Below are 20,308 nucleotides of genomic sequence, written 5' to 3' on the forward strand. Positions count from 1 at the left end.
GCGGGAATGCTCCGGTGGCCGGCGGCGGGAGCGCCCGGGCGGCCGGGCTGCGCGCAGGCGCCGTCGCCGGTGGTCTCGCCCTGCTCGTGGCCGGCTGCGCGTCGATGCCGGACCACGGCGAGATCCGTCAGGTCAAGGCCTCGCACGGCACCGACTCCCAGGTCCGGGTGTTCGGCGTACCGCCGGCCGAGAACGCCAGCCCCTCCGACATCGTGGACGGGTTCGTGGAGGCGATGACCGCCGACGACCCGCAGCTGGAGACCGCCCGCAAGTACCTGACCGACGAGGCGGCCAAGAACTGGAGGCCGAGCTCCGGGGTCACCGTCACCTCCGGCGGCCTGACCTGGGTGTCGGTGCAGGGCGAGAAGGACCCGGACGGGCCCCGGTTCAAGCTCAGCGGCAAGAAGCTCGCCACCGTCGACGAGCGCAGCGCGTACCAGCCCCACACCGCCGGCGGGACGTACGACGAGTACCTGCAGCTGGTCAAGGGCAAGGACGGCCAGTGGCGCATCGCCACCCCGCCGAACGGGCTGGTGCTCAGCGAGTCCGACTTCCAGCGCATCTTCAAGCCCGTCAACAAGTACTACTTCGCCGGCTCGACGCTGGTCGCCGACCCGGTGTACGTACGCCAGCGCACCGACCCCGAGACCCGCATGGACCCGATGGCACAGACCGTCAAGTCCCTGCTGGCCGGCCCCTCCAAGTGGCTCGGGCCGGTGGTCACCTCCAGCTTCCCCAGCGGTACGGAGCTGCGCGAGGGCACCAAGTCGCTGACGTACGACAGCCAGAACGGCCAGAACACGCTGCGGGTGCCGCTCAACGACAAGGCCGACAACGTGGCGCAGCCGCAGTGCCAGAAGATGGCCGCTCAGCTCTTCTACACGGCGCGCGACCTGACGGCCTCCCGGCTGGACCGGGTCGAGCTGCTGCGCTCGGACAAGTCCGCGCTGTGCGGGGTGGCCGAGGCGACGGCGTCGACGACGGCCGGGCGGACGACGGGGACGCGCTACCAGTACTACGTCGACAACGACGCCAAGCTGGTGCGGATGGAGCTGCACACCGAGAGCGAGCTCCAGGACCGGGCGAACGCGGTACCCGGCCCGCTGAACACCACGCCCGGCTTCCGGGTGGGCGCGGCGGCGGTGGCGTACGACGAGAAGCGCGCCGCGGTGGTCTCCGAGGACGGGCACGCCCTGCACGTGGTCTCGCTGACGACGGCCGGGCAGATGCCGGTGCCGGTCCTGACCAGCCGGGCCAACAAGCTGACGGCACCCAGCTGGGACCCGCGCGGCGATCTGTGGGTGGCCGACCAGGACCCGGCGGCGCCGGCGCTGTGGCTGGTGCGCGGCGGGGTCGCCAAGCCGGAGAAGGTCGAGGTCGCCGGGCTGGACGGGGGCCGGATCAGCGCGTTGCGGGTGGCCCCGGACGGGGTGCGGATCGCGCTGCTGGTCGTCAAGGACGGGCGCAAGAACCTCCACATCGGCCGGATCGAGCGGCCGGAGAGCCGCCCCGACGGCCCGGGCACGGCGGCCGGCACGGTGTCCGTGCGCGAGCTGCGGGCCGCGGCACCGCAGATGGCCGACGTCACGGCGATGAGCTGGGCCCCGCGCGGGCGGCTGCTGGTGGTCGGTCGGGAGAGCGGCGGGGTGGTGCAGGCCCGCTACATGCTGTCGGACGGCTCGATGGTCGCGGCCAGCCTGCCGGGCGCGACCGGCCTGACGGCGATCGCCGCCTCGGACGACGAGAACAAGCCGGTGGTGGCCCACTCGGTGGACGACGGCATCGTCTGGCTGCCGCCGGGCGCCCAGTGGCGCACGGTGGCCGCGGGGGGCAAGGCTCCGGTCTATCCGGGTTGAGCTGGGGGCCTGGGCTGGGGGTTGAGCTGGGGGCTGGGCTGGGGGCTGGTTCTGCTGGTTCTGCTAGTGGTCCTGCTGGTCCTGTTCCTGGTCTTGCTGCTCCGGCTCCAGCTCCAGCTCCGGCTCCAGCTCCAGCTCCAGCTCCAGCTCCTGTTCCTGTTCCTGCTCCTGCTTCTGCTTCTGGTTCTGCTGTTCGTCGTTCCCGGCCTCCTCCCGCGCCGCCCCATCGGTTATCCACAGGGGTGGTGCGGTCGAGGCGTACCCCGGCAGGCTGGTGTGCGTGCCGGGGTGGTGGTGGACGGAGGTGGTCGGGCTGGTGTTGCCGGGGGCGTGCGCGGGGTGCGGGGCCGCGCGCACGGTGCTGTGCGGGGCGTGCCGGGCGGAGGTCGTGGGAGGCGGGGCGGGCCGGGTCCGGCCGCGGCCGGTGCCCGGCGGGCTGCCGCCGGTGTACGCGGCCGGGGCCTACGGGGGCGTCGTACGGGCGGTGCTCCTCGCGCACAAGGAGCGCGGGGCGCTGCCGCTCGCCGAACCCCTGGGCGCGGCGTTGGCCGAGGCGGTGCGGGCGGGAGCAGGTGCGGGGGCGGGAGCGGGAGCGGGGGTGGGTACGGGGGAGGAGCCGGGAGTGGGCACGGGGGAAGGGCCGGGAGGGGGCACGGGGGAGGGGCCGGGAGCGGGAGCAGGAGCAGGAGCGGGGGCCAGGGCAGGCGCGGCCGGGCGTGCGCGGGGTCGCCCCGTCGTGCTGGTGCCCGTACCGTCCGCGCCCGCGCGGGTGCGGGCGCGGGGGCACGATCCGGCGCGGCGGATCGCGCTGGCCGCGGCGGCGCGGCTGCGGCGGGGCGGTGTCCGGGCGCGGGTGGCGTCCGTGCTGGGGCAGCGGCGCCAGGTGGCCGACCAGGGCGGCCTGGGGGCGCTGGAGCGCCGGCGGAACATGGCCGGGGCCCTGTACGTACGGCCCGGCGGCGCGGGCCTGCTGGCGGGCGTACAGCCGGTTCTGGTGGACGACGTGGTGACCACCGGCGCCACCCTCGCGGAGGCCGCCCGGGCGCTGCGCGCGCAGGTGCCGGGGGTGGCCGGCGGCGGCCTGTTCGCGGCGGTGGTGGCGGGACCGGCGGACGGGTTTGAGCCAAGATCCGGGAAAACTCGAACAGACCAATACGGACGGGAATAGATTTGGAACTGATCGGGAAGGCGCATCGTTCCAGGTAGTAGAAGCAATGGGGCACCTGAACGGAGGTACGTTCGAGTAGCGGGTGCCGACAACCGGCCTGGAGAGATATGTTCGGTTGAAGAGGAACTGGCGAGCCTCGACCCGCAACGTCTCTCGACTCCGACCTCGGTGGGGTGGAGATCTTGCCGATGGGGGAGGAGGAGGTGAAAGTCGCCAAGTCCGAGGCTCCGGTGTTCACCGGGGCCTGGTGTGCAAAAGGGAGACGCTTCGCCCGGGCGGCGAAGCAATCCGGGAACGGAGTTCTGCGTGGACATCGTCGTCAAGGGCCGTAAGACCGAAGTGCCCGAGCGGTTCCGCAAGCACGTGGCCGAGAAGCTCAACCTTGACAAGATCCAGAAGTATGACGCGAAGGTGATCAGCCTGGACGTCGAGGTGTCGAAGGAGCTGAACCCGCGGCAGGCCGACCGTTCCGACCGTGTGGAGATCACCGTGCGTTCGCGCGGTCCCGTGATCCGGGCCGAGGCGGCCGCCTCCGACCCGTACGCGGCGCTGGATCTCGCACACGAGAAGCTGGAGGCCCGGCTGCGCAGGCAGCACGACAAGCGCCACAGCCGCCGCGGCGCCGGCAGGCTCTCCGCCGCGGAAGTCGCCGACGTCGTTCCGGACGCGGCGACCTTGAATTCGAACGGTGAACCGGTGTCCGAGAGTCTCGCGGACGCGGTCCCGACCACCCGCATCGGACCGCTCGAAGTGAAGGGCGAGGGCCCGCTCATCGTCCGCGAGAAGACCCACTCGGCCGCACCCATGTCGCTCGACCAGGCGCTTTACGAAATGGAGCTGGTCGGGCACGACTTCTATCTTTTCGTCGACTCCGAGACGAAGCTGCCCAGCGTCGTCTACCGGCGTCACGCCTACGACTACGGCGTCATCCACGTCAATCCGGACGGTGCCTCCAGCTCGGAGGAGCCGCGCGGCGGCGCGGGCGGCGCGCTCGGCGGCTGACGGCCCGGCCGGTCGGTGCCCCTGTGGACGCCCGTTGCGTCCCGGGGGCACCCGTATGCTGGCGGTCAGTCAATCGGTGGGCGATTCCGCCGAATTGGTGCGGACCTTGCAGGGGGAGGAACGGATGGCGGACACCTTCGAGCCCGGCTGCCGTACGGGCGGCGCTCCGGCCGGCGGCGAGCCGATCCGGGTGCTCGTGGTGGACGACCACGCCCTGTTCCGGCGCGGGCTGGAGATCGTCCTCGCGCAGGAGGAGGACATCCAGGTCGTCGGAGAGGCCGGGGACGGGGCGGAGGCGGTGGACAAGGCCGCCGACCTGCTGCCGGACATCGTGCTGATGGACGTACGGATGCCACGGCGCGGCGGGATCGAGGCCTGTACGTCGATCAAGGAGGTGGCCCCCTCCGCGAAGATCATCATGCTGACGATCAGCGACGAGGAGGCCGACCTCTACGACGCGATCAAGGCGGGCGCGACCGGGTACCTGCTCAAGGAGATCTCCACGGACGAGGTGGCCACGGCCATCCGCGCCGTGGCGGACGGCCAGTCGCAGATCAGCCCGTCGATGGCGTCGAAGCTGCTGACGGAGTTCAAGTCGATGATCCAGCGCACCGACGAGCGCCGGCTGGTGCCGGCGCCGAGGCTGACCGACCGGGAGCTGGAGGTGCTGAAGCTGGTGGCGACCGGTATGAACAACCGGGACATCGCCAAGGAGTTGTTCATCTCCGAGAACACCGTCAAGAACCACGTCCGCAACATCCTGGAGAAGCTGCAGCTGCACTCCCGGATGGAGGCGGTGGTGTACGCGATGCGCGAAAAGATCCTGGAGATCCGCTGACGGTCCCGCCCCTCCGCCACGGTCCCGACCGGGGGCCCGTGCCCTGACCACGGCCCCCGACGGCGTCCTACGCCGGACCCGCGCCGGGCCTGCCTTGGCCGCACCCGCGCTGGCCCGCGCCGGGCCCGCCCTCGGCGGAGCCGAGCGGCTAGCCCGGCCCGGCCGAGCGGGAGACCCGCCCGAGGCCGAACCTGACCGGAGGCCCGCCGCCGCCCCCGCCGCGCCGAGTTGGAGAGGGGCCAGCCGGGCCCCGACGCGGGCCCGGGCCGCGGGCGCACCCCCGGTTGGAGCGGAGCCGGTAACCGGCCGGGCGGAGCGGGACACCCGGTGCGGCCCAGGTCGGGCCCCGACGGCGGGCCCTAGGCTCGCACCGGCCGAGCCGTGTCGAGCCGGAGACAGGTTCCGGCGCACCCTGCCTCGACCGCGCGCCCTCGGCTCGTACCTGCCGAGCCGAGCGGGACCCGACGCGGGCCTACGGCGGAGCCGCGCCGGGCCCGCCCTCGGCGAAGCCGGGCGGGAGACCCGCCCCGGCCGGGCCATCCCGGGCCTCAGCCGAGCCGAGTTGGAGAGGAGTCGCCCGCTCTCGTTCCCCCGCCCCCGGCCGAGCCGCAGACCCGCCCGGGGCCGAAGCCGGCCGGAGGCCCGTCCCAAGCCCGGGCGGGCGGTGTGGCGGCGCTCGGCCCCCGCCCGGTCGGGCGGTGTGGCGCCGGGCCTGGCACCCGCCCGGTCGGGCGGCGTGGCGCCGGGTCCGGCCCCGGCTCGGTCGGGCGGTGTGGCGGCGCGCGGCTTCGGTGCTTGGGGTCCGGCTCCGGGGTCGGTCCGGCTCAGGTGAGGTGGGTCAGTTCTGCCGTGACCGCCGCGGCTTCGGCGGGGGTCGTGGCGCGGTCCACGCGGATCGTGTCGCAGCCCACCCACTGCGCCGCCTCGCGCAGGGCCGCCGCCATGGCGGGGGCCGCCTTCGGGGTGGTCAGCGAGAGCTGGCGGGCCACCAGGGTGCGGCCCTCGCGGGCCGGGTCGACGCGGCCCTGCAGGCGCCCGCCCGTCAGCAGCGGCATGGCGAAGTAGCCGTGGACCCGCTGGGGCCGCGGCACGTAGGCCTCCAGGCGGTGCGTGAAGCCGAAGATCCGCTCCGTGCGCGGCCGGTCCCAGATCAGCGAGTCGAACGGCGAGAGCAGCGTCGTGCGGTGCCGGCCCCGCGGCACGCTCGCCAGCGCGGCCGGGTCCGCCCAGGCCGCGGCCGGACCGCCGCCCTTGCCCCAGCCCTCGACCTCGACCGGCACCAGGCCGGAGTCGGCGATCACGTCGTCGACCTGGCGGCCGGCGAGCCGGTGGTAGTCCGCGATGTCGGCCCGGGTGCCGACGCCGAGGGACTGCCCGGCCAGCGCCACCAGCCGGCGCAGGCACTCGCGGTCGTCGAGCTCGTCGTGGAACAGGGCGTCCGGCACCGCGCGCTCGGCGAGGTCGTAGACGCGCTTCCAGCCGCGCCGCTCGGTGCAGACCACCTCGCCGGTGTCGAGCAGCCACTCCACCGCGATCTTGGTCTCCGACCACTCGAACCACTCGCCGCCGTTCTTGGCACCGCCCAGCTCGGACGAGGTCAGCGGCCCCTCGGCGGCGAGCCGGTGCAGCACGGCCTCGGTGGACCGTTCCTTGTCCTTCAGGACGTGCCAGCGGTGCCCCCGGGCCCGCCGGGCGCGGCGCCGGAACGCGAAGTGCGGCCACTCCTCGATCGGCAGGATGCACGCGGCGTGCGACCAGTACTCGAAGGCGTGGCTGTCGGACCAGTAGGCGCGCTCCACCGCCTCCCGGCCGACCGCGCCCAGCCGTGCGTAGGGGACCAGCTCGTGCGAGCGGGCCAGCACCGAGATCGTGTCGAGCTGTACGGCGCCCAGGTGGCGGAGCACCCCCCGGACCCCGCCCCGGCGGTCGGGCGCGCCGAGGAAGCCCTGGGCGCGCAGGGCGATCCGGCGCGCGTCGTCGGCGGACAGGGACAGGGACGGCGGCGGGAGCAGGCTCATGGCCGCAGCCTAGGACCCGCCACTGACAACGGGCCCGGGGGCGGGAGGTCCCCGTCACCGGGCCTCGGGCGCGGGAGGTCCCCGTCACCGGACCGGGCGCCGGAGGTCCCTGTCACCGGACCGGGCGCGGGCGGTCCCGTCATGCGATCCGTCCCCCGCGAGGCCCCGTCACGCGACCCGTCCCCTGCGAGGCCCCGTCACGCGACCCGTCCCGCGCGAGGTCCCGACACGCGACCCGTCCCCCGCGAGGTCCCCGTCACGGAAGCGAACAGTTTTCGCAAAGTGCGGCACCTTCGGCGCGTCCCGCGCGTTGTCCTTACGGGTGCCGGCCGCCCCGCGGCCGCGGTAGACCTCCCGGCGTGGCCTCGTCCTCGCTTACGATGGCCGGTGCGGTGGGGCCCACCTGCCGTGCCCGTGTACGAAACAGTGCCAGGCCCGACCGGCAAGGAGACCCGCCTCAGTGTCCGTCCTCACCAAGCTCATGCGTGCAGGCGAAGGCAAGATCCTGCGCAAACTGCACCGCATTGCGGACCAGGTCAACTCCATCGAAGAGGACTTCGTCAATCTCTCCGACGCCGAGTTGCGGGCGCTCACGGACGAGTACAAGCAGCGCTACCAGGACGGTGAGTCCCTGGACGACCTGCTGCCCGAGGCGTTCGCCACCGTCCGCGAGGCCGCCAAGCGCGTGCTCGGCCAGCGCCACTACGACGTCCAGATCATGGGTGGTGCCGCGCTGCACCTCGGGTACGTCGCGGAGATGAAGACCGGTGAGGGCAAGACCCTGGTCGGCACCCTGCCCGCGTACCTGAACGCCCTGTCCGGCGAGGGCGTGCACCTGATCACGGTGAACGACTACCTCGCCGAGCGCGACTCCGAGATGATGGGCCGCGTCCACCGCTTCCTCGGCCTGAGCGTGGGCTGCATCCTGGCGAACATGTCGCCGGCCCAGCGCCGCGAGCAGTACGCGTGCGACATCACGTACGGCACGAACAACGAGTTCGGCTTCGACTACCTGCGCGACAACATGGCCTGGTCGAAGGACGAGCTGGTCCAGCGCGGCCACAACTTCGCCGTGGTCGACGAGGTCGACTCGATCCTCATCGACGAGGCCCGTACCCCGCTGATCATCTCCGGCCCCGCCGACCAGGCCACGAAGTGGTACGGCGACTTCGCCAAGCTGGTCACCCGCCTGACCAAGGGCGAGCCGGGCAACCCGCTCAAGGGCATCGAGGAGACCGGCGACTACGAGGTCGACGAGAAGAAGCGGACCGTCGGCATCCACGAGTCCGGCGTCGCCAAGGTCGAGGACTGGCTCGGCATCGACAACCTGTACGAGTCGGTGAACACCCCGCTCGTCGGTTACCTGAACAACGCCATCAAGGCGAAGGAACTGTTCAAGAAGGACAAGGACTACGTCGTCATCGACGGCGAGGTCATGATCGTCGACGAGCACACCGGCCGTATCCTCGCCGGCCGCCGCTACAACGAGGGCATGCACCAGGCGATCGAGGCGAAGGAAGGGGTGGACATCAAGGACGAGAACCAGACGCTCGCCACGATCACCCTGCAGAACTTCTTCCGCCTGTACAAGAAGCTCTCCGGCATGACCGGTACGGCCATGACCGAGGCCGCCGAGTTCCACCAGATCTACAAGCTGGGCGTCGTGCCGATCCCGACGAACCGGCCGATGCAGCGCGTGGACCAGCCGGACCTGATCTACCGGACCGAGGTCGCCAAGTTCGCGGCCGTCGTGGACGACATCGCGGAGAAGCACGAGAAGGGCCAGCCGATCCTCGTCGGCACCACCTCGGTCGAGAAGTCCGAGTACCTCTCGCAGCAGCTGAGCAAGCGCGGCATCCCGCACGAGGTCCTCAACGCCAAGCACCACGAGCGCGAGGCCGCCATCGTCGCGCAGGCCGGCCGCCGCGGCGCGGTCACCGTCGCCACGAACATGGCCGGTCGCGGTACCGACATCAAGCTCGGCGGCAACCCCGACGACCTCGCCGAGGCCGAGCTGCGCCAGCGCGGCCTGGACCCCGAGGAGCACATCGAGGAGTGGGCGCACGCCCTGCCCGACGCGCTCCAGCGGGCCGAGGCGGCCGTCAAGGCCGAGTTCGAGGAGGTCAAGGAGCTCGGCGGGCTGTACGTGCTGGGCACCGAGCGGCACGAGTCGCGGCGCATCGACAACCAGCTGCGGGGTCGTTCCGGCCGTCAGGGCGACCCGGGCGAGTCCCGCTTCTACCTGTCGCTGGGCGACGACCTGATGCGACTGTTCAAGGCGCAGATGGTCGAGCGCGTGATGTCCATGGCCAACGTGCCGGACGACGTGCCGATCGAGAACAAGATGGTGACGCGGGCGATCGCGTCCGCCCAGTCGCAGGTCGAGAACCAGAACTTCGAGACGCGCAAGAACGTCCTGAAGTACGACGAGGTCCTCAACAACCAGCGTGAGGTCATCTACCGCGAGCGCCGCCGCGTCCTGGAGGGCGAGGACCTGCACGAGCAGGTGCGCCACATGATGGACGACACCATCGACGCGTACATCGCGGCCGAGACCGTCGAGGGCTTCGCCGAGGAGTGGGACCTGGACCGGCTGTGGAGCGCGTTCAAGCAGCTCTACCCGATCAAGGTCACCATCGAGGAGCTGGAGGAGGCCGCCGGCGACCGCGCCGGGATCACGGCCGAGTTCATCGCGGAGCTGGTCAAGGACGACATCCACGAGCAGTACGACGCCCGCGAGAAGCAGCTCGGCTCCGAGGTCATGCGCGAGCTGGAGCGGCGCGTGGTGCTGTCGGTGCTGGACCGCAAGTGGCGCGAGCACCTCTACGAGATGGACTACCTGCAGGAGGGCATCGGCCTGCGGGCGATGGCGCAGAAGGACCCGCTGGTGGAGTACCAGCGCGAGGGCTTCGACATGTTCAACGCCATGCAGGACGGCATCAAGGAGGAGTCCGTCGGCTACCTGTTCAACCTGGAGGTCCAGGTCGAGCAGCAGGTCGAGGAGGTCCCGGTCCAGGAGGAGGCCTCCGTCCCGGCGGCCCGCCCCGAGATCAAGGCCAAGGGCCTGGAGGCCCCGCAGCGCCGCGGCGGCCTGCACTTCTCCGCGCCGTCGGTGGACGGCGAGGGCGGCGTGGTCGAGGGCGACTTCGAGGACGAGGCCGGTGCCGGTGCGGGCGACGGCATGACCCGCGCCGAACGCCGCAAGGCGCAGCGCGCGGCGGGCGGCCGCCGCCGCAAGAAGTAGCCGACCGGCGAAGCCACACCACGACGGGGTCGTCCCCGCGCCCATGGCGCGGGGGCGACCCCGTCGGCGTTCGCGCCCCCTGCCGCGCGGGGCCGGGTCGGCGTACGCCCGCACGGGCGGGGCCTGACGCCGACGTCGTAGGCGCGTCGCGGGGGCCGATCCCCAGGGGCCGTACGTGCGGCCTCTCTGTGCGGGGCCGCCCCCAAGCTGGTGGCGTACGTCCCCGCGCGGCTTCCGGTGCGCTGCAGGCCTCGGCCGGGCTGTAGGTGGCCCGGCCCGGCCGCCTCCCGGTGGCTGGTCGGGTCCGGTGCTTGCCGGGCCCGGGTCCGTGCTTGCCGGCGGGGTGCGTCAGGTCAGGGGGCCGGCCAGTTCCAGGGCTGCGCAGCGCCAGCGGAGGTCGGGGCCCTGTTCGAGGCGGAAGGCCATGGCGGTGACGCGTTCGCCCACGCCGATGCGGGCGAAGGCCTCGATGACGCCCGGGCAGGGGTGGAAGCGGCCGCAGTGCCGCAGGACCGGGCGCGGGCCCGGCGCCTGCGGGCCGACCGGGGCCAGCGCGACGAGCTGGTCGTAGGCCGGGCCGATGGTGTGGCCGAGCATGGCGTGGACCGGCCGCAGGCCGCTCAGCACGGCCAGCAGCCGCTCGGCGAACCAGTAGTGCGGCCCGAGCCGCACCGCGCGCGGCGCGGTCGGGGGCCGCCGCTGGTCCCGCCGCCCGGCGGGCCGCGTCCGCGACACCGCCCGCCCTCGCCCGCCACCCCGAACCGGCGGCACGGCCTCACCGCCGACGACACCTGTGTCCATACGATCGCCCCCGCATCAGCCAAGGCCCGGCGCGTACCGGGCGGTAACTTGTGGTGACTCTTCTAGGGTGCGCCGCTACCGTCCGCAACGCTCCGGGCCTGCCCGGCGGACCGAGCCCGGTTTCACCTATCCGGATGACAAGCCCCGGTGGGGACACGGCAGGCGCCCCGCCCCTGAGGCCGCAGGTGGACGGCGTCGGGCGTGCGGCAGGGCCCTCGATGGGGTACGGCGCCGTCACCCTGCGCTGACGTGCTCTGCCTCCGCAGGAGGCCACGGAATCCGGGGGCCCGAACCCAGCCGGCGGTCGTATGCTGAGGGCGTTCCCGACTACGGAAAGCAGCCGGTCATGCGCGTGTACGTCCCCCTGACCCTCCCCGGGCTCGCCGAGGCGCACAAGGCCGGTGAGCTGGGCCCGGCGCCCGTGCGGGCGTACGCCGTGACGCCCGGGCTGCGGGAGTGGTACGTGTCCGACGACATCGAGGAGCTGGAGTACGCCGCCCTCAGCCGGGCCGCCGCCGCCAGCCTGCGGATGCTCGCCGAGGACGCCGCCGCGCCGCGCCGGCGCGTCGTCGTCGCCGTCGACGTCGAGGACAAGGCCGCCTCCGCCACCCCCGGCCTCGACGAGGCCACGCTCGGCCAGGTCACCCTCGCCGGGCCGGTCCGGCTCGCGGTCGCGGCCGCCGTGCACGTGGACGCCGACGACGCCGAGGCCGATGTCGCCGCGGCCGCCGCGGCCCTGGCCGCCGCCGACGCCGGGGACGACGACGCGCGGTTCACCGTCGACGGCGCCGAGGACCACGAGCTGCTCTGGTTCGGCGTGCAGGAGATCCCGGGGCTGCTCGCATGACCGCCTCGTCCGCCCCTGACCGGGCCTCCGCCTCCGCCTCGCCTTCCGTCCCCGCCTCCGACGTGGTCCCCGCCTCCCCTTCCCTCCCCACCACCGACGCCGTCCCCGCCTCCGACGTGGTCCCCGCGCCTGAGCACGCCCCGGCCGCCGCGCGCGACCTCGTCCCGGCGCCCGAGCAGGGCCCGGCCCCCGGGTCCGCCGGCCCCCACCTCGTCTGGGACTGGAACGGGACCCTGCTGCACGACATCGACGCCGTCATCGCCGCGACGAACGCCTCCTTCGCCGAGTTCGGCTTCGCCCCGCTCACCCTGGAGGAGTACCGCGACCTCTACGTCGTGCCGGTGCCCAAGTTCTACGAGCGGATCATGGGCCGCCTCCCCACCGAGGCCGAGTGGTTGGTCATGGACGAGACCTTCCACCGCCACTACTGGGCCGCCGCCGAGACCGCCGGCCTCACCGACGGCGCCCGCGAGCTGCTCCACGACTGGCAGCGCCAGGGCCTGAGCCAGTCCCTGCTCTCCCTCGCGCCCCACGACCGTCTCGTGCCCCTCGTGCGCACCCACGGCATCAGCGAGCGGTTCGTCCGCGTCGACGGCCGGACCGGCCCCTCGCACACCTCCAAGGCTGGACATCTCGTACGGCATTTGCAGGCCCTCGCCCCGACGGGCGTGACCGCCTCCCGTACGGTCCTCATAGGTGACGCCGTGGACGACGCCCGCGCCGCCGCTCATGTGGGTGCTCGTGCCGTGCTCTACACGGGCGGATCGCACAGCCGCGCAAGTCTGGAATCGGCCGGTGTCCCGGTCGTGGACACCCTGGCCGACGCCGTCCTCGCAGCCCGCGAACTGGCCGAATAGCCACTGGCACGTCCGGTTCCGTCCAGTCGCTGGCCAGAGTGTCAAAGTTCCGGCCCAGGTTTTGTACAGATGCAGTGAATGACGTGCGGGGGGTCAGGCGAGATAGCCTTGTACCCGTGATCAGCGCGATAGTCCTCGGGGGCGCACCCGCTCCCGGCATGCGCCCGGCACACCATGGTGCCCGGGCCCTCGCTGATCGCCGCTGCCGGGACCACGGCCCGCTGGCCGATTCCCTCCCGGTCGCCTCTCCCTTCGACACTGCGCCGCCTGCATCCTCTGCAGCGCGGCGCCGCGTCATTCCTTCCTTCACCTACGTCACGCAACGGCGCGCGACAGGAGCCATGAGGACATGCAGACCAAGCTGGACGAAGCAAAGGCCGAGCTGCTCGCACGGGCGGCACGGGTAGCTGAGAACAGCCCGGCCGGGGGGCTACTTCCGACTGGGTCCGAGCAGGGCGAGCGCCCCGACCGGGACACGGTGCTCGACTACCTCCAGCGCTACTACCTGCACACCGCCCCCGAGGACCTCTCCGACCGCGACCCGGTCGACGTCTTCGGCGCGGCCCTCTCGCACTACCGCCTCGCCGAGAACCGTCCGCAGGGCACGGCGAACGTCCGCGTCCTGACCCCCACCGTCGAGGAGAACGGCTGGACCTCCAGCCACTCCGTCGTCGAGGTCGTCACCGACGACATGCCCTTCCTCGTCGACAGCGTGACCAACGAGCTCTCCCGCGTCGGCCGCGGCATCCACCTGGTGGTCCACCCCCAGGTCGTCGTACGCCGCGACGTCACCGGCAAGCTGATCGAGATCCTCGGCCCCGACTGCGACGCCCACGGCCCGCGCACCGCGCGCCCCCACGACTCCCTCGTCGAGTCCTGGATCCACGTCGAGATCGACCGCGAGACCGACAAGGCCGACCTCAAGCAGATCACCGCCGACCTGCTGCGCGTCCTGTCCGACGTCCGCGAGGCCGTCGAGGACTGGGAGAAGATGCGCGACGCCGCGCTGCGCATCGCCGAGGAGCTCCCGAACGAGCCCACCGCCCCCGACCTGCGCGAGCACGAGCTCGACGAGGCCCGCGAGCTGCTGCGCTGGCTCGCCGACGACCACTTCACCTTCCTCGGCTACCGCGAGTACAACCTGGTCGACGGCGACGCCCTGTCCGCCGTCCCCGGCACCGGCCTCGGCATCCTGCGCTCCGACCCGCACCACAGCGGCAAGGACGCCGGCCACCCCGTCTCGCCGTCGTTCAACCGGCTGCCCGCCGACGCCCGCGCCAAGGCGCGCGAGCACAAGCTGCTGGTCCTCACCAAGGCCAACAGCCGCGCCACCGTGCACCGCCCGTCGTACCTCGACTACGTCGGCGTGAAGAAGTTCGACGCCGAGGGCAACGTGGTCGGCGAGCGCCGCTTCCTCGGCCTGTTCTCCTCCGCCGCGTACACCGAGTCCGTGCGCCGCGTCCCGGTGATCCGCCGCAAGGTCGCCGAGGTGCTGGAGCAGGCCGGCTTCTCGCCCAACAGCCACGACGGCCGGGACCTGCTCCAGATCCTGGAGACCTACCCGCGCGACGAGCTGTTCCAGACCCCGGTCGACAAGCTCCGCGAGATCGTCACCTCGGTGCTCTACCTCCAGGAGCGCCGCCGGCTGCGCCTGTACCTGCGCCAGGACGAGTACGGCCGCTACTACTCGGCCCTCGTCTACCTGCCGCGCGACCGCTTCACCACCGGCGTCCGGCTGCGCCTGATGGACATCCTCAAGGAGGAGCTCGGCGGCACCAGCGTCGACTTCACCGCCTGGAACACCGAGTCCATCCTCTCCCGCATCCACTTCGTCGTCCGCGTCCCGCAGGGCACCGAGCTGCCGGTGCTCACCGACGCCGACGCCGAGCGCCTGGAGCAGCGCCTGGTGGAGGCGGCCCGCTCCTGGGCCGACGGCTTCGAGCAGGCCCTGATCGCCGAGCTCGGCGAGGAGCGCGGCGCGGAGCTGATGCGCCGCTACGCCGGTGCGTTCTCCGAGGGCTACAAGTCCGACCACACCGCCGCCCGCGCCGTCGCCGACCTCGTGCACCTGGAGAAGCTGCGCGAGAGCGGCCGCGACTTCGCGCTCTCGCTGTACGAGCCGGTCGGCGCCGGCCCCGGCGAGCGCCGCTTCAAGATCTACCGCACGGGCGAGCAGGTCTCCCTGTCCGCCGTGCTGCCGGTGCTCCAGCGCCTGGGCGTCGAGGTCACCGACGAGCGCCCGTACGAGCTGCGCTGCGCCGACCGCTCGCACGCCTGGATCTACGACTTCGGCCTGCGCATGCCCGCGCCCGCCGCCGGCGGCGACTCCTACCTCGGCGACGACGCCCGCGAGCGCTTCCAGGAGGCCTTCGCGGCCGTCTGGACCGGCCAGGCCGAGAACGACAACTTCAACACCCTGGTGCTGCGCGCCGGGCTGACCTGGCGGCAGGCCGTCGTCCTGCGCGCGTACGCCAAGTACCTGCGCCAGGCCGGCTCCACCTTCAGCCAGGACTACATGGAGGACACCCTCCGCAACAACGTCCACACCACCCGGCTGCTGGTCTCCCTCTTCGAGTCCCGCATGTCGCCCAGCCACCAGGCCGCGGGCAGCGAGCTCGTGGACGCGATGCTGGAGGAGCTGGACGGGGCCCTGGACCAGGTCGCCTCGCTGGACGAGGACCGCATCCTGCGGTCCTTCCTCACCCTCATCAAGGCGACCCTGCGGACCAACTTCTTCCAGAAGGGCCCGGACGGCGAGCCGCACTCCTACGTGTCGATGAAGTTCGACCCGCAGGCCATCCCGGACCTGCCGGCCCCGCGTCCGGCGTTCGAGATCTGGGTGTACTCGCCGCGCGTGGAGGGCGTGCACCTGCGCTTCGGCAAGGTCGCCCGCGGCGGCCTGCGCTGGTCCGACCGCCGCGAGGACTTCCGTACGGAGATCCTGGGCCTGGTCAAGGCGCAGATGGTGAAGAACACCGTCATCGTGCCGGTCGGCGCCAAGGGCGGCTTCGTCGCCAAGAACCTGCCCGACCCGTCGGTGGACCGCGACGCGTGGCTCGCCGAGGGCATCGCCTCGTACAAGATCTTCATCTCGGCGCTGCTCGACATCACCGACAACCTGGTCGCCGGCGAGGTCGTGCCGCCCAAGGACGTCGTGCGCCACGACGAGGACGACACCTACCTCGTGGTCGCCGCCGACAAGGGCACCGCCACCTTCTCCGACATCGCCAACGGGGTCGCCGAGTCGTACGGCTTCTGGCTGGGCGACGCCTTCGCCTCCGGCGGCTCGGCCGGCTACGACCACAAGGGCATGGGCATCACCGCCCGCGGCGCGTGGGAGTCGGTCAAGCGGCACTTCCGCGAACTGGGCCACGACACCCAGAACGAGGACTTCACGGTCGTCGGTGTCGGCGACATGTCCGGCGACGTCTTCGGCAACGGCATGCTGCTCTCGGAGCACATCCGCCTGGTCGCCGCCTTCGACCACCGGCACATCTTCATCGACCCGACCCCGGACGCGGCCACCTCCTACGCCGAGCGCCGCCGCCTGTTCGAGCTGCCGCGCTCGTCGTGGGCCGACTACGACACCGAGCTGCTCAGCCCCGGCGGCGGCATCCACCCGCGGTCCGCGAAGTCCATCCCGGTCAACGCGCACGTCCGCGAGGCCCTCGGCATCGAGGCGGGCGTCACCAAGCTGACCCCGGCCGAGCTGATGCAGGCGATCCTCAAGTCCCCGGTGGACCTGCTGTGGAACGGCGGCATCGGTACGTACGTCAAGGCCGGCACCGAGTCGCACGCCGAGGTCGGCGACAAGGCCAACGACGCCATCCGCGTCAACGGCCAGGACCTGCGGGTCAAGGTCGTCGGCGAGGGCGGCAACCTGGGCCTGACCCAGCTCGGCCGGATCGAGTTCGCCCGCGCCGGCGGCAAGGTCAACACCGACGCCATCGACAACAGCGCCGGCGTGGACACCTCCGACCACGAGGTGAACATCAAGATCCTGCTGAACGGCCTGGTCGCCGAGGGCGACATGACCGTCAAGCAGCGCAACAAGCTGCTGGCCGAGATGACCGACGAGGTCGGCCGTCTGGTGCTGCGCAACAACTACGCGCAGAACACCGCCCTGGCCAACGGCGCCGCCCAGGCCGCGAGCCTGCTCCACGCCCAGCAGCGCTTCATGCGGCGCCTGGGCCGGGAGGGCAAGCTGGACCGCGCGCTGGAGTTCCTGCCCAACGACCGGCAGATCCGCGAGCTGCTCAACACCGGCAAGGGCCTGACCCAGCCGGAGCTGGCCGTCCTCCTCGCCTACACGAAGATCACGGTGGCGGACGAGCTGATCCACACCGAGCTGCCCGACGACCCGTACCTGCGGGGCCTGCTGCACGCCTACTTCCCGGTGGCGCTGCGCGAGAGGTTCCCCGAGGCGGTCGACGGCCACCCGCTGCGCCGCGAGATCATCACCACCCTGCTGGTCAACGACACCGTCAACACCGGTGGCTCGACCTTCCTGCACCGCCTGCGGGAGGAGACCGGCGCCTCGCTGGAGGAGATCGTCCGGGCGCAGCTGTCGGCCCGTGAGATCTTCGGCCTGGCCGAGGTCTGGGACGCCGTCGAGGACCTCGACAACAAGGTCGCCGCCGACGTCCAGACCCGGATCCGGCTGCACTCGCGGCGCCTGGTCGAGCGCGGCACCCGCTGGCTGCTCAACAACCGGCCGCAGCCGCTGCAGATCACCGAGACCATCGAGTTCTTCGGCGCGCGGGTCGCGCAGGTGTGGACCGAGCTGCCCAAGCTGGTGCGCGGCGCGGACCTGGAGTGGTACGAGTCGATCCTGGCCGAGCTGACCGGGGCCGGCGTGCCGGAGGAGCTGGCGGCGAAGGTGGCCGGGTTCTCGTCCGCCTTCCCGGCCCTCGACGTGGTCGCGATCGCCGACCGCGTCGGCAAGGACCCGCTCGACGTGGCCGAGGTCTACTACGACCTGGCCGACCGGCTGAACATCACCCAGCTGATGGACCGCATCATCGAACTGCCGCGGTCCGACCGCTGGCAGTCCATGGCCCGCGCCGCCATCCGCGAGGACCTGTTCGCCGCGCACGCCGCCCTGACGGCGGACGTGCTGTCGGTCGGCAACGGCACCTCGACGCCGGAGCAGCGGTTCAAGGCCTGGGAGGAGAAGAACGCGGCCCTGCTGAGCCGGGCCCGCACCACCCTGGACGAGATCCAGACCTCGGACGACTTCGACCTGGCCAACCTGTCCGTGGCCATGCGCACCATGCGCTCGCTGCTGCGCGCGCACGCCTAGTCCGTCCTGACCCTGGCCGGGCCCAGGTAGGCGAAGGCCCCGGCCCCCGGATCCGCTCCGGGGGCCGGGGCCCTCGCCGTCCTACGCCTGCTACGCCGTGGCGTACGCCAGGAAGTCCGTCCAGGCGGCGGGGCCCACGGCGAACTCCGGCCCGGGCACGACCTTGGAGTCCCGCACGTGCACGGCGTCCGCGCAGGAGGCCACCTCGACGCAGTCGTCGCCCTGACCGCTGCTGTACGTCGACTTGTGCCACGAGAGGGCGACCTCCACGCAGCTGTCGCCCTGGCTGCTGCTGTAGCTGCTCTTGAACCACCGCAGAGTGCTCATAAGGTCCCTCGCAATCGCTCCAACAGGCCCACGGAATCCTCCGGGTTGAGGGCCTGGTAGCGAAGTTTGGCATATTGCTGGTGCAGGACGCTGAGGTCCTGCGGGGCGTCGATCACCTGGCCCATCTTGGGCCCCTCGGTGTACGCCAGCCACTCGTGTTCGTCCGTTTCCAGGAGTTGGAACGGGCCGTCGGTGCCCGAGTGGAGGGGCTGGACCGTGGGCATGATCTGGATGTCCACGTTGGGTGATTGTGCGCACTCCAGCAGGCGGTCGATCACTTCACCGGTCACCTCCGACCCGCCGATCTGCCGTTCGAGCACGGACTGCTCGATGATGAAGTGGAAGGCGATCAGGGGCTCGCGGTGCAGCAGCTTCTGGCGGTCCCAGCGAGCCGCGACCAGCGCCTCGGCCTTCTCCGGCGTCACCGGCGGCGGAGTGTTCTGGATTATGGCCCGGGCGTACGACTCGGGCTGCAACAGGCCGGGTACCAGTCGGCACTCGTACGTGTTGAGAGCCACCGCCCGCTCTTCCAGTTCGGCCCAGCGGCGGAACCAGGAGGCCAGCCCGCGGCGCCGGTTCAGCTGCTTGAACGCGATGTGGATCACGCCGAAGGCGTCCAGCGCCTCGTCCACCAGGGCCACGAACTTCCGGGACGGATGTCGTCGGCCTTGTTCCACGGAGGCGATGGCCTCGACGGAGTAGTTGGTCTGGGCGGCCAGCTGTTCCTGGGTCAGGCCCGCGCGAAGGCGGGAGGCCTTCACGATCTGGCCGAAGTCGCGCAGGGCGGCACGGTCGGCGTCGTCACTCACCATGCATCAAGCGTTACGCCACGTCACCACCGGCGTCCACACCAGGAACCCGTACAAAACTTTGGTACGGACAACTACCCTGACCCCGACTGCACTTAAGGGATCACGGGGGAACACGGATGTGGGGACGGGGCACGGTCCTCGGGGACCGTTACACGCTGACCGAGCGGATCGGCGGCGGCGGCATGGGCGAGGTGTGGCGCGCCGACGACGGCGTGCTGCGGCGGCAGGTCGCCGTCAAGGTGCTGCTCCCGACGCTGCTGGACGACCCGGCGTTCGCGGCCCGGTTCCGGCGGGAGGCCACGGTGCTGGCCTCGCTCAGCCACCCCGGCATCGTGGACGTGCACGACTACGGCGAGAGCGAGATCGACTCCGGTGAGCGCGTCGCGTACATCGTGATGGACCTCGTGGAGGGGCGGCCGCTCAACGAGGTGCGGGCCCAGGGCGGGCCGATGGACCCCGAGCAGGCGCTCGACATCGCCGGGCAGGCGCTGGACGCCCTCCACGCGGCGCACCTGCAAGGCGTGACGCACCGCGACATCAAGCCGTCCAACCTCATGCTCGGGGCCGACGGGCGGGTGACCGTCACGGACTTCGGCATCGCCCGCTCCAGCGCGGCCAGCACCGGGATCACCGACTCGCACGCGGTGCTCGGTACGGCGCTGTACATGGCACCGGAGCAGGCCGAGGGACTCGGGGCGGTCCCGGCGTCCGACCTGTACTCGATGGGCGTGGTCGTCTACGAACTGCTCACGGGTGAGCCGCCGTTCACCGGTGAGTCGGTGGTGGAGATCGCGCTGAAGCACGTCCGCGAGCCCGCGCCGGACCTGCCGCAGGCGCTGCCCGAGCCGGTGCGGGCGTTCGTGGCGCGGGCGCTGCTGAAGCGGCCCGAGGAGCGGTACGCCGACGCGTCGGTGATGGCGGCGGCGGCGCGGCGGGCGGCGGCCGGGCGGCCGCTCGGCGAGCTCGACGCGCCGGCCGGGCCGGTCGTCGCGCGGCCGCAGGCCGGGACGACCCGGGAGCACAAGAAGTGGTGGCAGCGCCTCGGTCTGCCCGAGGGGGTGGCCGTTCCGGTCGTCGTGTCGGTGACGGTCACGGCGACGGTGGCCGTGACGGTGTTCCAGATCGCGCCGTGGGCGAAGGAGGCCGACGCGCAGGGGGCCGGGGCGCAGCCGTCCACGTCGGTCTCCGCCCCGGCCGCCTCCGGCAGTGCGAGCCAGGGGCCCGCCGCCTCGCCGT

Annotated in this window: 13 protein-coding genes and 1 pseudogene; 9 read left to right on the forward strand and 5 right to left on the reverse strand. The window is 72.2% G+C overall.

The window, feature by feature from the left end; translation table 11 throughout:
* The first annotated feature begins 14 nt into the window (after positions 1-14).
* Positions 15-1,856 (forward strand): LpqB family beta-propeller domain-containing protein, encoded by a 1,842-nt coding sequence (locus tag LG632_RS22460; RefSeq protein WP_308108938.1) that lies wholly within the window; start codon positions 15-17, stop codon positions 1,854-1,856.
* 63 nt (positions 1,857-1,919) lie between these two features.
* Here LG632_RS22460 and LG632_RS22465 read toward each other — a convergent pair whose 3' ends face one another.
* Positions 1,920-2,213: a hypothetical protein gene (locus LG632_RS22465; protein ID WP_226729229.1), complete on the reverse strand. Its 294-nt coding sequence runs from the start codon at positions 2,211-2,213 to the stop codon at positions 1,920-1,922.
* 385 nt (positions 2,214-2,598) lie between these two features.
* Between LG632_RS22465 and LG632_RS30745 the strand changes: the two genes are divergently transcribed.
* From LG632_RS30745 to LG632_RS22485, 3 genes are all read left to right on the forward strand, one after another.
* Entirely contained in the window at positions 2,599-3,024 is a 426-nt protein-coding gene (locus LG632_RS30745; protein ID WP_374203544.1) for a ComF family protein, read from the forward strand.
* 306 nt (positions 3,025-3,330) lie between these two features.
* The gene (gene hpf, locus LG632_RS22475; protein WP_374203545.1) at positions 3,331-4,026 is read left to right on the forward strand and encodes a ribosome hibernation-promoting factor, HPF/YfiA family; all 696 of its coding nucleotides are present in this window, start codon (positions 3,331-3,333) and stop codon (positions 4,024-4,026) included.
* 124 nt (positions 4,027-4,150) lie between these two features.
* Entirely contained in the window at positions 4,151-4,864 is a 714-nt protein-coding gene (locus tag LG632_RS22485) for a response regulator (RefSeq protein WP_374203546.1), read from the forward strand.
* A gap of 824 nt (positions 4,865-5,688) precedes the next feature.
* Here LG632_RS22485 and LG632_RS22490 read toward each other — a convergent pair.
* Complete coding sequence (locus LG632_RS22490) at positions 5,689-6,882, reverse strand: winged helix-turn-helix domain-containing protein (RefSeq protein WP_226729232.1); 1,194 nt, start codon at positions 6,880-6,882, stop codon at positions 5,689-5,691.
* 460 nt (positions 6,883-7,342) lie between these two features.
* On the opposite strand from LG632_RS22490, the gene secA reads away from it, so the two are divergent.
* Positions 7,343-10,126, forward strand: a complete 2,784-nt coding sequence (secA, locus tag LG632_RS22495; protein WP_226729233.1) for a preprotein translocase subunit SecA — start codon at positions 7,343-7,345, stop codon at positions 10,124-10,126.
* Between the two features lie 348 nt (positions 10,127-10,474).
* Here secA and LG632_RS22500 read toward each other — a convergent pair whose 3' ends face one another.
* Positions 10,475-10,861, reverse strand: coding sequence for an Rv3235 family protein (locus LG632_RS22500; protein ID WP_226729234.1), 387 nt, complete (start codon positions 10,859-10,861; stop codon positions 10,475-10,477).
* 412 nt (positions 10,862-11,273) lie between these two features.
* On the opposite strand from LG632_RS22500, the gene LG632_RS22505 reads away from it, so the two are divergent.
* From LG632_RS22505 to LG632_RS22515, 3 genes and pseudogenes are all read left to right on the forward strand, one after another.
* Complete coding sequence (locus LG632_RS22505) at positions 11,274-11,774, forward strand: DUF6912 family protein (protein ID WP_226729235.1); 501 nt, start codon at positions 11,274-11,276, stop codon at positions 11,772-11,774.
* 200 nt (positions 11,775-11,974) lie between these two features.
* A pseudogene (locus tag LG632_RS22510) lies at positions 11,975-12,631 on the forward strand (HAD family hydrolase); the annotation flags it as partial.
* A 349-nt stretch (positions 12,632-12,980) separates the two neighbouring features.
* On the forward strand, positions 12,981-17,933 hold the full coding sequence (locus tag LG632_RS22515; protein WP_226729236.1) for an NAD-glutamate dehydrogenase: 4,953 nt from the start codon (positions 12,981-12,983) through the stop codon (positions 17,931-17,933).
* Positions 17,934-18,023: 90 nt separating this feature from the next.
* Here LG632_RS22515 and LG632_RS22520 read toward each other — a convergent pair whose 3' ends face one another.
* Both LG632_RS22520 and LG632_RS22525 read right to left on the reverse strand, forming a co-directional pair.
* A complete protein-coding gene (locus LG632_RS22520; protein WP_226729237.1) occupies positions 18,024-18,260 on the reverse strand; it encodes a DUF397 domain-containing protein in 237 nt (78 codons plus the stop codon).
* Positions 18,257-19,072 (reverse strand): helix-turn-helix domain-containing protein, encoded by an 816-nt coding sequence (locus LG632_RS22525; RefSeq protein ID WP_226729238.1) that lies wholly within the window; start codon positions 19,070-19,072, stop codon positions 18,257-18,259. Before LG632_RS22525 ends, LG632_RS22520 begins: the two co-directional genes overlap by 4 nt.
* A gap of 116 nt (positions 19,073-19,188) precedes the next feature.
* Between LG632_RS22525 and LG632_RS22530 the strand changes: the two genes are divergently transcribed.
* Positions 19,189-20,308, forward strand: a 1,120-nt coding sequence (locus tag LG632_RS22530; protein ID WP_226729239.1) for a protein kinase domain-containing protein, incomplete at its 3' end; no start/stop codon positions are given.

This window comes from Streptomyces antimicrobicus, assembly GCF_020532625.1.
Taxonomy (GTDB): domain Bacteria; phylum Actinomycetota; class Actinomycetes; order Streptomycetales; family Streptomycetaceae; genus Streptomyces; species Streptomyces antimicrobicus.

Coding starts and splice junctions, on each gene's coding strand:
- LG632_RS22485 (WP_374203546.1), top strand. CDS start 4,151: ATGGCGGACACCTTCGAGCCCGGCTGCCGTACGGGCGGCGCTCCGGCC.
- LG632_RS22490 (WP_226729232.1), bottom strand. CDS start 6,882: ATGAGCCTGCTCCCGCCGCCGTCCCTGTCCCTGTCCGCCGACGACGCG.
- LG632_RS22505 (WP_226729235.1), top strand. CDS start 11,274: ATGCGCGTGTACGTCCCCCTGACCCTCCCCGGGCTCGCCGAGGCGCAC.
- LG632_RS22515 (WP_226729236.1), top strand. CDS start 12,981: ATGCAGACCAAGCTGGACGAAGCAAAGGCCGAGCTGCTCGCACGGGCG.
- LG632_RS22520 (WP_226729237.1), bottom strand. CDS start 18,260: ATGAGCACTCTGCGGTGGTTCAAGAGCAGCTACAGCAGCAGCCAGGGC.
- LG632_RS22525 (WP_226729238.1), bottom strand. CDS start 19,072: ATGGTGAGTGACGACGCCGACCGTGCCGCCCTGCGCGACTTCGGCCAG.